This is a genomic window from Dyadobacter soli, assembly GCF_900101885.1.
GTDB classification, from domain to species: domain Bacteria; phylum Bacteroidota; class Bacteroidia; order Cytophagales; family Spirosomataceae; genus Dyadobacter; species Dyadobacter soli.
Genome location: NZ_FNAN01000009.1, coordinates 318,228 through 333,058 on the forward strand (window position 1 = coordinate 318,228; position 14,831 = coordinate 333,058).

8 protein-coding genes are annotated in these 14,831 nt (G+C 50.6%); 7 read left to right on the top strand and 1 reads right to left on the bottom strand.

What is annotated here, in order from left to right; translation table 11 throughout:
* The first annotated feature begins 76 nt into the window (after positions 1-76).
* A complete protein-coding gene (locus tag BLQ88_RS16705; RefSeq protein WP_090152252.1) occupies positions 77-1,453 on the top strand; it encodes a hypothetical protein in 1,377 nt (458 codons plus the stop codon).
* Positions 1,454-1,527: 74 nt separating this feature from the next.
* Here the strand turns inward: BLQ88_RS16705 and mdh are convergent, their stop codons facing one another.
* The gene (gene mdh / locus BLQ88_RS16710) at positions 1,528-2,457 is read right to left on the bottom strand and encodes a malate dehydrogenase (protein WP_090152256.1); all 930 of its coding nucleotides are present in this window, start codon (positions 2,455-2,457) and stop codon (positions 1,528-1,530) included.
* Positions 2,458-2,689: 232 nt separating this feature from the next.
* Here mdh and BLQ88_RS16715 point away from each other — a divergent pair, with 232 nt between their 5' ends.
* From BLQ88_RS16715 to sov, 6 genes are all read left to right on the top strand, one after another.
* Positions 2,690-3,106 carry a YkvA family protein gene (locus BLQ88_RS16715; RefSeq protein ID WP_090152413.1) on the top strand — a complete coding sequence of 139 codons (417 nt, stop codon included), beginning with the start codon at positions 2,690-2,692 and terminating at the stop codon, positions 3,104-3,106.
* Between the two features lie 71 nt (positions 3,107-3,177).
* Positions 3,178-3,378: a Sec-independent protein translocase subunit TatA/TatB gene (locus tag BLQ88_RS16720; protein ID WP_015813903.1), complete on the top strand. Its 201-nt coding sequence runs from the start codon at positions 3,178-3,180 to the stop codon at positions 3,376-3,378.
* A gap of 92 nt (positions 3,379-3,470) precedes the next feature.
* Positions 3,471-4,928: an Asp-tRNA(Asn)/Glu-tRNA(Gln) amidotransferase subunit GatA gene (gene gatA / locus BLQ88_RS16725; protein ID WP_090152259.1), complete on the top strand. Its 1,458-nt coding sequence runs from the start codon at positions 3,471-3,473 to the stop codon at positions 4,926-4,928.
* A 280-nt stretch (positions 4,929-5,208) separates the two neighbouring features.
* Positions 5,209-6,780, top strand: coding sequence for a lytic transglycosylase domain-containing protein (locus BLQ88_RS16730; RefSeq protein ID WP_229212718.1), 1,572 nt, complete (start codon positions 5,209-5,211; stop codon positions 6,778-6,780).
* A 33-nt stretch (positions 6,781-6,813) separates the two neighbouring features.
* On the top strand, positions 6,814-7,404 hold the full coding sequence (gene ruvA / locus BLQ88_RS16735; RefSeq protein WP_090152261.1) for a Holliday junction branch migration protein RuvA: 591 nt from the start codon (positions 6,814-6,816) through the stop codon (positions 7,402-7,404).
* Positions 7,405-7,504: 100 nt separating this feature from the next.
* Positions 7,505-14,767 carry a T9SS outer membrane translocon Sov/SprA gene (gene sov / locus BLQ88_RS16740; protein ID WP_090152264.1) on the top strand — a complete coding sequence of 2,421 codons (7,263 nt, stop codon included), beginning with the start codon at positions 7,505-7,507 and terminating at the stop codon, positions 14,765-14,767.
* The last annotated feature ends 64 nt before the right edge of the window (positions 14,768-14,831 follow it).

The following is a 14,831-nucleotide window of genomic DNA, read 5'->3' on the forward strand; positions in this document are numbered from 1 at the left end:
AACTGTTAATGTCGTTGTTAGCTCTTTCAGAAGGGTTTATGTCGATATTAGTGTATGTAACTCAATAGTACTCTTAATGAAAAAAATCCTTTCCCTCATGCTCCTCGGCACCGCTGCGGCTATGGAGCCCGTCATGTCCCAGGACGACAACAAGCGAAACGATATCCGTTACAATCTTAACGAATCCGGTTCACATTATGTAAAATTCACATTCACGAATCAGGTGTGGCTCAGGTTGAACGATAATAACCCCGGTACCACCGTTTTGAGCGATCCTAAAACCAATACTTTCGATATCGGCCTGCGGCGCACACGCATGCAGCTGTTCGGCCAGCTCACCGACAGGATATTCTTCTACACCCAGTTCGGGATGAATAATTTCAACAAAGTGAGTGCATTTCCTGCCTACAATACGGCCGGAACCCCCAGTCAGCGCAAAATCGCTGCATTTTTCCATGACGCTGTCGGCGAGTATGAAGTCCAGCGCAAAGGCACCGATTTCATCCGTTTCGGTGGCGGCCTGACGATCGTTAACGGCTTCTCCCGTTTTTCGCAGCCCAGCATTGGTACCATCATGACGCTGGACGTGCCTGTTTTCGCCCAGGCGACCGTTGATCAGACGGATCAGTTTTCCCGGAAACTGGCTGTTTACAGCCGTGGACAAATCGGTAAGTTCAATTACCGTGTGAGCGTGGCCGATCCATTCCCGGTCGAAACCAGTGGTTCTGTACCGGCGGCGCTTAACCAGAATGCCGTTTTCGCGCAGCGCAAAAACAGTTTGCAATACCAGGGCCTGCTCATCTACAATATTTTCGATACCGAAGACAACACCACGCCGGGCTATATGACCGGCACATACCTGGGCAAACGCAAGGTTTTGAACGTGGAGGCAGGCATTACTTCACAAAAGAATGCAACGTGGCGCAGGGAGGCCGTCGATACGCTTTACAGCAACATGACGCTCTGGTCGGTGGCGGCTTACCTGGATATGCCTTTGAATGCTGAGAAAGGAACTGCATTGTCGGCCTATCTTGGCTATTTTGGCACGGATTACGGCAAGGGCTATCTCCGCTACAACGGCAGTATGAACCCTGCCACCGGTACCACGCAACCCATCGCGGGCGTGGGCGGTACGCACGGGAATGCATACCCGATGTTCGGTACGGGCAATGTAATCTATGCGCAGGCCGGTTATAAGCTGAAAGACGGTTTGTTGGGTAGCCAGGGTACATTAATGCCTTTCGCTTCGTTGCAACGCGGCGACTACGACCGTTTGCAGGATGCTTCGAATGTTTACAATCTGGGCGTGAACTGGCTGATCAAAGGGAATACCGGCAAGTTATCGCTCAACTACGAAAACCGGTCGGTGTATAAAAACGCTTCCGTGCCTAACGAACTGGAAAAAAATGGGCGGAAGGGCAGCTGGATTTTACAATACCAGATTTCCATTTGACCTGCATTTATACCCAACAAAAAAGGTATCCGACGCTCGCCGGATACCTTTTTTGTTGGGTATAGAATGAGGTATTATGCCAGATTCAATGCCGCATTCATCGAGCGAACGGCTTCCGCTGACTTTTCGAATGCCGCTTTTTCGGCATCGCTCAGGCGCAGGTTGATGATCTTCTCCCAGCCATTGCGGCCGAGAACGACAGGTACTCCCATACAAATGTCTTTCTGGCCATATTCGCCGTTCAGGTACACGCTACAAGGCACAATGCGCTTCTGGTTGCGGACAATGCTTTCCACGAGCATCATCGTGGCTGCACCCGGTGCGTACCATGCCGATGTACCGATCAGTTTCGTGAGCGTAGCACCGCCTACCATCGTGTCGGCAGCTACTTTTTCAAGCTGGTCGGCCGAGAGGAAACGGCTTACGGGGATACCATTGTAAGTCGCCAGGCGGGTCAATGGGATCATCGTCGTGTCGCCGTGGCCGCCGATCACCATGCCGTGAATGTCGAGCGGGGAAACATCCATAGCCATTGCCAGATAGGTTTTGAAACGCGCGCTGTCCAATGCACCGCCCATACCGATGAGGCGTTTTTTAGGAATGCCCGATTCTTTCAATGCCAGGTAGGTCATCGTGTCCATCGGGTTCGACACCACGATCACGATCGCTTTCGGCGAATATTTGAGCAAATTTTCTGTCACTCCCTTCACGATTCCTGCATTGATGCCGATGAGCTCCTCGCGGGTCATACCCGGCTTACGGGGCAATCCCGAGGTGATCACCACCACATCCGAGCCCTTGGTCTTCTCGTAATCATTGGTCGAGCCGATGGGCCTGGTGTTGAATCCCAGCAAAGCGGCTGTCTGGTACATATCCAGTGACTTACCTTCGCTGACACCCTCCTTGATATCCAGCAACACCACTTCTTCTGCCAGCTCACGACGAATGATATTATCGGCAGTGGTTGCGCCTACCGCACCCGCACCTACAACAGTAATCTTCATAGGGAAATATGGTTAATTGTATAGAAATTGATGCTTTTTATATTTTTTCCTAAAAGTATGATACATAATTTGTTTAAACCAAGCGGAATTTGATTTTTTGCCGCAAACGGTCCGGCTGTGAGCTAGCATGGCGGCCCTGCGATGATCTGGCACGCAATTTTTTCCGTAAGTTGATAGTTATAATGGCTTTGTTAACCACTTTTTCCTGCTTTGTACGATGAAGGACCAATCAATGATTTCGCGGATTTTAGAGTCGATTTTTTTCAGGAAGGCCACGGGAAAAGCAGGACGTTATGCCAGAAATTCTAGCCGCTTGTTCGAGCTTGTCAGGGATGTGATCGGGAAGCTTCAGACAATAGGCTTCAAAGGGAACCTCGCCGAATTTCAGTCGAGCGTGCAGCTGTTACTTCGTATGGTGAAAGCCTACGCTTCCGGCGAGTATAGGCAGCTCCCCTGGAAAAGTTTAGTGTCGATAGTCGCTGTGCTCATTTATTTCGTATCTCCCATAGACCTTATTCCTGACTTCCTGCCGGTTATCGGCATTACCGACGACGTTGCACTCGTGGTGTGGCTCATCAAGACGCTGGGTGACGATATCGCGAAGTTCGCGGATTGGGAGAAGGCCTCCAAGACAATTAATATCGGATAAAAGTTGGGAGTAGGGGTGGTTGTTGTAAAAAAGAATAGTTATTTTTGTAAACATTAATAAAAGAAACAGATATGGAATCAATAACCGTTTTAGGAATTATGGGGTTGGGCGGACAGGAGATCTTCCTGGTTGCACTTTTCGTGTTGCTTTTCTTCGGAGCAAAGAAAATCCCAGAACTTATGCGCGGTTTGGGGCAAGGTATCAATGAGTTCAAGAACGCTACTAAAGACGTTAAGGAAAATATTGAAAAAAGCATGGAAGACCCCAAATAACGCTTCCATCTTATCGAAGGTTTGATCCAGAGCCATTAAGCTACCACTTAACGGCTCTGATTCTTTATTTACAACCCCACAAAAAAATTGCCTTGAAAGAGTATCTGACGCTGGCCGAAATTCAGAGAGATTTACGCGAAGAAGGTTTGACGTGCGTCAAGTTGGTTGACCGCTATTTGGAAAAAATAGAGGCTAACAAGCATTTGAATGCTTTCGTTGAAGTTTATACCGAGGAAGCAAAAAAGGCCGCTCTGGCCGTGGATGCGAAGATCGCCGATGGTACTGCCGGAAAGCTGGCAGGCATGGTGATCGGTCTGAAAGATGTGCTTTCCCTCACTGGCCACGGCTTGCAGGCCGGAAGCCAGATCCTTCAAAATTATACGGCACCCTACACCGCAACCGCCGTGCAGCGGCTTATCGATGAAGACGCGATCATCATCGGGCGGCAAAACTGCGACGAGTTTGCGATGGGTTCTTCGAATGAAAACTCTTCGTTCGGGCCGGTGCTGAATGCTGTTAATAATGCCAAAGTGCCCGGCGGGTCGTCGGGTGGTTCAGCGGTAGCCGTTCAGGCCGGGCTTTGCCATGCTTCGCTGGGAAGCGATACGGGCGGCTCGGTGCGCCAACCGGCTGCATTCTGCGGTGTGATTGGCGTCAAGCCTTCCTACGGACGCGTTTCGCGTTTTGGACTTATCGCCTATGCTTCATCGTTCGACTGCATTGGCCCCATTACCAAAAGTGTGGCGGATTCGGCATTGCTTCTGGAAGTAATGTCGGGTGCCGATGATTTCGATAGCACGGTTTCTGAACGTCCGGTGCCGGCTTACACGGCCAATCTGGAATGGAAAGGCAAAGCTAAAATCGGTTACATCAAGAGTGCGGTAGAGAATGAGGCGATAGCACCGGAAATCCGCAGGCAAACTTCGGAAGTGCTCAACCGCCTGCGTGCGGAAGGGCATGAAGTGACAGGCATCGATATGCCGTTGCTGGATTCGCTTTTACCTACCTATTATATACTCACCACTGCCGAAGCGAGTTCCAACCTGTCGCGTTTCGACGGTGTGCGGTACGGCTACCGCAGCCCCGAATCCGTGGATCTGGAAAGCATGTACAAAAAGACTCGTACAGAAGGTTTTGGAGATGAGGTAAGGAGAAGAATACTATTGGGTACTTTCGTATTAAGTGCAAATTATTACGACGCATACTATACCAAGGCGCAACGCGTTAGAAGATTGGTGCGGGAGGAAACGAGGCGGTTTTTCGAGCAGTTCGATTTCCTGGTTTCCCCGGTAACACCTACCACAGCTTTTACGATTGGTGAAAAAACGGAAGATCCGTTGCAAATGTATCTTGCGGACATTTTCACCGTGCAGGCGAATGTCGTGGGTAATCCCGCGGTTTCCATCCCGAACGGGCTGGACGACCAGGGAATGCCGATCGGGATTCAGATCATGGCCCCTTATTTCGGGGAGGAAAAAATGCTGGCGTTTGCCAACTACCTCACGGAACTGAACAAGGAAGGGACGATAGCATACAACCAGAGCAACTAGTGCTTGTAAGGGAGTCATCCCTTTTTTTGCGCTCGTTCAAAAAAGCAAGGGCTGTATTATTACCACAGTTTTAAGAAAATTATCGTGCCAGAATAACAGGCGACCATGTTACGTTATTCTTAATGCGAATGTTGCGAGTATTTAAAAATGTATTAGAGATTATTCTGATTCATTCGGCCAATTCAAAACCCAAAAGGACTCTTTTATCTGTAAGCAGATCATCAACAGGTACAAGCCATTGAAAACCGTGAATTGATTAACCTTCAAAAAACATTTATTAATGAGGATTTCGAAAAGAGTATTGTGGCTCGGGGCCATGTGTGCAGGATTCTGGAATGCGCCTGTCGGGGCGATGGTTCCACAGGAGCGTTTGACGTCCGGGCAGGATACAGTTGAGACTATTGCTCAGGAAGAAGATGATTTGATGCCGTCACTTCCGGAAGTCGAGGAGATCGGAGCTAACCCGGCGGTACCGGAAGAGCTTTTGAAAGAACGGTTTGCAAAGCTGGAAAAATCGATTCCGCTTACTTACCACAAATCTTCACACGAATTTGTAGAATACTTTATCTACAAAAAAGCAACTTTCACCCGGACGATGATGGAGCGTATGCCGCTCTATTTTCCCCTGTTTGAAAAAGCATTGGCGAAACATGGCCTGCCTACCGAACTGAAATACCTTTCCATGATCGAGTCGGGGCTTAACCCGACGGTCATTTCCCACGCACGTGCAGGAGGCCTCTGGCAGTTCATGCCGGCAACCGGGCGTGAATTCGGTCTTTACCAGGATAAATACATCGACGAACGCTTCGAACCCACAAAAGCCACCGAAGCCGCTTGTCTCTATCTCAAACAACTTTACAAAATCTTCGGCGACTGGGAGCTTGCACTCGCTTCGTATAATACAGGCCCGGGCAATGTGAAACGCGCCATGCGCCGCTCGCGCGGGACTACCTTCTGGACGATCTACAATGTCCTCCCCCGCGAAACCCGCTCGTATGTGCCGCAGTACGTAGCCATGAACTACATGATGAACTACGGCTACGACCACGGAATTTTCCCCGAAAACACCGAGTTTCAGATCCCGAACGACACCATTCACATTGACGGCTATATCGACCTCGCAACTTTCTGCGACAATGCAAGCATTGATTTCGAAGTTCTCAAAAAGCTGAATCCGCAGATTACCAAGAAGGTACTCCCGGACCAGACGCGTGATTTCGTATTGAAAGTACCCAGCGTACGGTTCACTTACCTGATGAGCAACCGCTCATCGATCATGGACTCCTGCACGAGAAGATACCTTTCTTCCGACGTAATGGTGGCCAAAGCCGACAGTACCAAAACGGATTCGCTTGGCGGCAACGGCTCATTCCCCTACGTGCTCGCATCGAACGTTCAGAATGTATCGGACGACGAAGCGTATGATGAAGAAGAGGGCGAGGAGCAAGTTGTTCAGCGCAGCCGCACCAAACGCGTATCCTACACAGTCCGCCGCGGCGACGTACTGGCCGGCATTGCCCGTAAGTATGGCGTATCGGTCGTGTCGCTTCGCAAATGGAACCATATCCGCCGCAACAATATCCGCAGAGGACAGCGCCTGGTAATCTACAAAGAGGTGAAGGAAACCGTACCAGCAACGCGTATCGCGGCCAAAGTGAAGCCACAGCAGGATGATGAGCAATTGGCCAAGCAGCAGCGTCATACCCGGAAACGTTATCATACCGTACAAAAAGGAGATACATTATGGATTATTTCGCAGCGATACGGTTTGGAAATCGGGCAGCTGAAAAAGCGGAACAAGATCAGGGGCAACTCGATCAAGCCTGGCCAAAAATTGATCATTTCGACCTAGAAATTAACGCTTCAACATACACATACTATTTTTATGATTGCCTACGTTAACGGGATTGTAACTTATAAAGACCCAGCGTACGCTATCATCGATGTCAATGGAGTAGGTTACGAAGTCAGGATCTCATTGCAGACCTACACTTCGCTCCCCGATATCGGTGCCCGGTGCAAGCTGGTAACGTTTCTCAATATACGGGAAGATGCCCACGTCCTTTACGGGTTTTGGGGGAATGATGAGAAAAAGCTGTTCCTGGATCTGACAAGCATTTCAGGAATCGGGCCGTCGACAGCGCTCGTAATGCTTTCCTCGCTTTCCTCTTCGGAAATCCGGCAAGGGATCATTGATGAAGACCTGCGCCTGATCCAGTCGATCAAAGGTATAGGGTCCAAGACTGCTCAACGCGTAATCCTCGAACTAAGAGACAAAATTCGAAAGGAAGAACTCGTTTCAACAGGTCCGCGATCTGTCGAAACGTCGTCAAACGCTCTTCGGAGCGAAGCGTTGGCTGCGCTCGTTACTTTGGGTATTCCCAAGGCTACGGCGGAGAAAAGTCTGGATGCCATCATCAAGCGTGAGGGGCAGTCTATAAGCGTTGAAAATCTGATTAAACTGGCGTTACGTTAACCGGAAACTGCAATGATATTGGGTGAAAAATTTTACAACCGTGTAATCGCGTTGATGGATTTGTTTGTAAATACAACCTTCTCTAAATAAGTATATTACCTTGTCATCAACGATTTACTCATTTCTTTTTAAGGTATTAAGCATTTCGGCCGGAGCGGTGTTACTCGTGAACGTTTCAGGCGGCAAGGGCGAACCATATGCGGAGCAGGCACAGGAATGGGCCATACTTGCAGACACGCTTAAAGAAGATACCACCAAGAAAAACATCGATCGATCCGGCTCTCAGCTGATCATGCGATGGAAGGATTATTATTCCAACCGTATCTCGGAACCACGGCCGCGTTCGCCATTCTACCTGCGCGAACCGAACAATATCATCACCAACATTACGCTCGACAGTGCAGGTAAAGTTGCAGTAACCGAGAAAATTCAAACGCCGGGCGTATCTACTCCTGGCGTGCCGGCTGGTCCCGGAGCAGCGGCTCCCGGAGTACCGACTCCCGGAGCAGCGGCTCCCGGAGCAGCGGCGTCAATGCCCAGCCCGGCATTGAATTACCGTCTGCCGGAGCGGATGGACCTCGCTACCTACGATAAAATCCAGGAGGACCGCGCATTCAAAAGCCTCCTGCGCGAGTACGCGGGCAGGCAGGACGGCAACAGCGCCATGGGTGCCCGCGGGCTGCTGCCGAAGCTCGACCTTCCACCGGGCCTGACCAAGTTGCTTGGGGATGATTTTGTGAATTTCAAGCCGACGGGTTTTGTATCGCTGGACCTTGGGCTTATGCACCAGTTCCTCGATAACCCCGCCATTCCTATCCGCCAGCGAAAGAATACCCAGTTCATTTTCAATGAGCAGATCAATATCAACTTCGATGCGAAGCTCGGCGATATGCTCGGGTTCCAGACCAACTTCGATACCAAGGCGAACTTCAACTTCGAGAATGCGATCAAGCTGAATTATAAGAATCCGGAAGAAAGCTTTATCCGTAAAATTGAGGCAGGTAATATCAACTGGGCCATTAACAGCCAATTGATCCCCGGTGTACAGAATTTGTTTGGTTTGAAAACCGACTTTCAGTTCGGACGTCTGAGCGCCACTTTCGTTGCATCCCAGCAAAAATCAAGTAAAGAACGGATCACGTTACGCGGCGGAGCGCAAAGCCGTGACTTCGAATTGCGGGCCGATACTTATGATGAGAACCGCAACTTCTTCCTCTCCCAATATTTCCGCAACATTTACGAAAGCTCGCTGCAAAACACGCCGACCATTACCTCGGGTGTGACTGTGACGCGCCTTGAAGTGTATGTGACCAACCGTACGACCACCACCGAGTCACTCCGGAATATTGCCGGTTTCGCCGATTTGGGCGAGCCTGCGCCGTATCGTGCCGGTAATCCCAATTTGCAGCCGGTACGCTCCACCTCACCGGCGAGCAACGATGCCAACGGCCTTTATAAAAAGCTGAGCGACAACTCTGCTTTCCGGCAGGTTGATAATACGAACACGGCCATTTCCGGCTTTGGTTTGGAAAAAACAATCGATTATGAATTGCTACGCGGTGCGAAACGACTGATCGTCGACCGTGACTATACATTCCATCCGCAGCTTGGCTACATCTCCCTTACCAATGCGCTCCGCAATGACGAAGTATTGGCGGTTTCTTATGAATATACCCTGAATGGCCGTGCCTTCAAGGTAGGGGAGCTTACCGAGGATTACCAGGCGCGCAAGGACGATGAGGTAATTGCATTGAAATTGCTGAAATCTTCGACGATCCGGAATAATACGAAGTTGCCGATGTGGGATCTGATGATGAAAAACATCTATTCGCTTGGTACCAGCCAGATCGACAAGCAAGGGTTTCAGCTAAGGGTTATTTACAAAGACGACCAGACTGGTATCGATAACCCGAATTTACAGGAAAGTAGCATTGCCAATATTCCGCTGATACGTCTCTCCGGCCTCGACCGCCTGAACCCGGTCAACGACCTGCAACCCGACGGTAACTTCGACTTTGTGGACGGCATTACCATGGACAGCAAAACGGGGCGCATTATCTTCCCGGTGCTGGAACCATTCGGTAGCAACCTTTCCCGCAAATTCGGTCCCGGTGAGGATGTGTACCGCAACAAATATGTGTTCAATGAGCTGTACCGCACGACGATGATCGATGCGCAGCAGGTTTCGGAGCGTAACAAATTCTTCATCAAAGGTGCTTACCAATCGAGTGGGGGCGCCGAGGTGCAGCTGCCGTTTGGTGTGCTGGAAACTTCCGTAACCGTGACTTCCGGTGGGGTACCGCTTTCTCCGGGCTCGGATTATATCGTGGAAGCGCAGATCGGCCGGGTACGGATTCTGAATTCAAGTGTACTGGCGTCCGGTCGCGAAATCGTGATCGAGTATGAACGCCCGGATATGTTCCAGAACCAGATCAGGACTTTGGTAGGAACGCGTCTCGATTATGTTGTTAACCGCAATCTGAGCGTCGGCCTTACCGCCATGAAATACAAGGAACGTACCGCCGGTTTCCTTTCGCGGGTTTCCATTGGTAACGAGCCTGTGAACAATACGATGCTTGGGTTCGATGTCAATTTCCGCAAGGACGCACCGTTCCTGACCAAGTGGCTGGATGCATTACCGCTGATCCAGACCAAGGAAATGTCTTCGATCCAGTTCAAGGGTGAGTTTGCCAAGTTACTTCCCGGCGTTTCGAAGGATGTGAATAACCGCTCGCTCGTGGATGATTTCGAAGCGGCGCGTACGGTTTACGATCTGGCACGCCAGCCACAGAAATGGCGCCTGGCCGCGGTACCTACCAAGTTCAGGGATGGATTTGACGGCAAAAACCTTAACTACGGCTACAAGCGTGCCAAAATTTCGGCCTATACCGTCGACAACATCTTTGGCGGCGTACAAGGCCTGGGCGGAGGTTACCAGCCACCTACCAATTTCACAGACGACGACCGTAAAAACTATTACGAGCGGCTTTATCTCCCCAATCAGATTTTCCCCAACCGCGCCATCGCCGGGCTGGTAACTTACCCGCAGCAGGTGCTTGATATTGCCTATTATCCAAGCGAACGCGGGATGTACAATTACAATACCGATCTCAACCCGGACGGTCGCATGAAAACTCCGAAGAATAACTTCGGGGCTTTGAGCCGCGCCATTACTTCGGATAACGACTTTGATAATGCCAACATCGAAAGCATCGAGTTCTGGATGCTGGATCCGTTCATCAACGACCCTAAATATGGTGTAATCCGGGACGGTTCTGCAAACGAAAGCCCTAACACAACCGGTGGAAAGCTGGTATTCAACCTCGGGGATATTTCGGAGGATGTAATTCCCGACGAGCGCTACAACTTCGAAAACGGTTTGCCGCTAGTGCCCAAGCAGGTAGGTGTGAATGTAGATTCGACGGCCTGGGGATATGCTACCAAATCGCAGTACCTGATCAATGCATTCAGCAATGAGGATGGTGCACGCCAGAAGCAGGATGTCGGTCTGGATGGTTTGACCAATGAAGAAGAACGTGCTTTCTTTAAAAACTTCATCGATCGGCTACCTGCCAACCTTACCGCGGAAGCCCGCGCGAAAATCCTGGCCGACCCTTCCGGTGACGATTTCCAGTTCTTTTTGGGAGCTGATCTCGACAGCGAGGACCGGAAAGTATTGGAACGCTACAAAAATTACATCGGGATGGAGAACAACTCGCCCGAAAGCCAGGGCCGCTCCGTGGACGTTACACCGGCATCGACCAACATTCCCGACGGCGAGGATATGAATGTCGATAACACGATCAACGACAACGAATCTTACTACGAGTACGAAATCGACCTGAAACCAGGGCAACTTGCGGTGGGTAACGGTTATATCGTGGATAAAACGGTAAACACCGCCGACCAGCAGACCTGGTACCTCTTCCGCGTTCCTATTAAAGAGTTTTCAGGAATGGTGGGAAGTATGAACGGTTTCAAATCGATCCGTTTCATGCGCATGTACCTCACCGATTTTCAGCAACCGGTGGTATTGCGTTTCGCGCAGCTGCAAATGGTGGGCCAGCAATACCGGAAGTATACCTACAATCTCGATGCTCCGGGCTTGCAGGAAGTGCCTGAGCCTTATGACGCAAAATTTACGGTTGGAACTGTAAGTATTGAAGAAAACAGCCAGGCGAATAGCGATAAATATAAGTACGACATTCCTCCGGGCTGGATCCGCGATCAGGACAACACGCAGCGCCCGCCGCTGTTGTTGAACGAGCAGTCAATGAGCCTCTGCGTTACCGACCTGCGTGATGGTGATTCCCGTGCAGTTTTCAAAAACGTAAACCTTGATCTGCTCTTCCGCAAGCGCCTGCGTATGTATGTACACATGCAGAACGAGCGGGATGAGGACAATATGGTGGGTACATTCATGCGGATTGGTACCGACCTTACCCAAAACTATTACGAAATCGATCTCTCGGCTCTGAAAGCGACTAGGCCGGGCAACCAGCCAGATACTGAAATCTGGCCGGAAGTCAATGAGATCAACATTGCATTAGCCGACCTGATCGACGCAAAAGCGCAGCGTAACCGCCAGCTCGACAAGAACCTGAGTGTGCCTTTTACCGTATTTAGCTCCGACCGCCGGTACAAACTGACCGTTGTCGGTAACCCCGATTTGAGTGCTGTGAAAGTGATGATGATCGGTATGCGGAACCCGAAATCAGTGGATGAGCGTGCGAAATCGTTCTGTTTGTGGGTCGATGAAATGCACGTGGAAGGCTTTGATGATACCGGGGGGATGGCGGCCATCGCGCAGCTGAATGCAAAGCTGGCGGACTTCGCGACATTGACCGCTTCGGGCCGGATCGAGACATTCGGGTTCGGTACCGTGCAGCAGCGCATTGGCGAGCGTACGCGTAACTTTACTTCTGAATACGGGTTCTCTTCCAACATCGCGGTGGACAAACTGCTGCCTGCCAACTGGGGCTTCCAGATCCCGCTTTTTGTAAGCTACGACCGCAGGAATGTGAAACCGCATTTCGACCCGCTCGACCCGGATACGCCATTGAGTACTTCGCTGGACAACCTGCTCACCGACGAACAGCGGGATGGGTACAGGCGGATGGTCGAGGAAAATGCCGTCAAGCGAGGGTTCAACTTCTCGAACGTGCGAAAGGTCAAGACCAAGCCGGGTGCTAAGAATCACTTCTTTGATTTCGAAAATTTCTCATTCAGCTACGCATTCAGCGATGATAAGCGAAGGAATATCCTGACGCAGGAATACAACCAACGCGCATACCGGGCCGGCATTTCGTATATGTACGCGAGCCAGCCGAAAGCCATCGAGCCATTCAAGCAATGGAAGGGCACCGGTCGCTGGGCGGAGTTTATCAAGGAATTCAATGTGACGCTCTTGCCGAATATGGTTTCGCTGCGTACCGATGTGGATCGCCGCTTCCTGAAAACGCAGTTGCGCAATGCGGACCTCACCACCGACGGTATGCAGCCATTGTATGAAAAATATTTCTGGTTTAACCGCTACTACGACTTCGGCTGGAACCTGACGCGTAACATGACGCTCACCTACGCCGCCACGGCCAACTCGATCGTGGACGAGCCGGAAGGCGATATCAATACCGGCGAAAAGAAAGATTCACTTTGGAGCAACTTTAAAAAGCTGGGGCGTATCAAGAATTTCGACCAGAAAATCGACCTGACCTACCGCTTGCCGCTCGACAAAATACCAGTACTCGACTGGATGTCGGCCGACTACAAGCATTCGATCGGATACAACTATCAGGCCAATGCATTGAATTTGAAGGATACGACCGGCCTGCCGTTCGGGGACATTATCCGCAACAGCCGCGAGCGGGGAGTTACCGGTAAGGTGGATTTTGTATTGCTTTATAACAAACTCCGCTACCTCAAATTTGCCAACACGCCGTCGGCTGCAAGGAAGAACTTCGCGCGGAGCCCGGGTGATATCGAGGACATCGATATGCGCACGACCGACATTGTAAAGAACCTTACCCGGGTTTTGATGACTGTCCGCGGTATCAATGTCAGCTACTCGGTTTTGGAAACAACTGCATTACCCGGCTACCTGAGAGCGCCTAAATACTTCGGGCTCGATAATGCCAATGCACCGGGGCTAGGCTTTGTATTGGGTCAGCAGGACCGTAACTTCCAGGTGAAAGCCGCGGAAAAGGGCTGGATCACCAAGAGCCAGCAGCAGAACATGCCGTTCCAGCAGACCATCGCGAAGAACTTCTCGGCCAATACCACATTGGAGCCATTCAAGGATTTCCGGTTGATCATCGAGGCGCGTCTGACGCGGCAGGATGCTTACCAGGAATTCTACCGACCTGATTCTTCCGGGAATTTCGTATCGCAAAGCCCGCTGCGGAATGGCCAGTTCAGTATGTCGTTCATGTCGTTCAGGACTGCTTTTGCTAAAATGCGGAGGGATAATTCTTCGCCGGTATTCGACAAGTTCCGCGCTTACCGGGCTATCCTGCGCGACCGCCTGAATGCGGAGAACAACAGCGGCGGCGAATACAACGAGACATCGCAGGACGTACTCATTTCGGCATTCTTCGCGGCTTATACCGGCAAAGATCCTAAAACCGTCCGCACGAACCCGTTCCTGAAATTCCCGATGCCGAACTGGGATTTGAACTATTCCGGTCTTTCGTCGATCCCGGCATTCAAGCGGCTGTTCAGCTCATTTACATTGCGGCATAAGTATATGTCCAATTACAGCGTAGGTAACTTCACGTCGTCGCTCGACTATGAAGCACTTTATGTGAACCTTGCCGTAACAGGTTACCCATTGTCGTCGCGCCTGAACGACCTCGGACAATACATTCCGGTATTTGCGATGAGTACTATTACTCTTTCCGAGAAATTCCAGCCGCTTGTGGGCGTAGAGATGCGCACGCAAAGCCGCATAACCGCACGTGTGGAGTACAACCGCGACCGTACCATTGCATTGAACCTCTCGAACTCGCAGGTGGCCGAGCTCTTCAACCAGGACATTACGGTGAACATTGGTTTTACCAAAAACAATGTGCCGCTGCCGTTCAAGATCAATGGTGTGAAGAAGAAGCTGAAAAACGATATGACGATGCAGCTTGCGATGACGTTCCGAGATACCCGCTCGATCCAGCGGAAATTCGACGGCGAGAATATCCCTATCGCCGGTAACATCAACTTCCAGCTGCGTCCGACGGTCAATTATATGGTCAACAACCGTTTGAGCGTACAATTCTATTTCGACCGCACATTCAACGATCCGCTGGTTTCCAACTCGTTCTACCGCGCCAGTACGGCCGGTGGTGTGCAGCTGAAATTCAATTTGGCTGAATAATATTTTGATTTGGAAAATACAGCTTACATCGTGTAATTTGCGCTCCAAAGATGTTCACCTACTT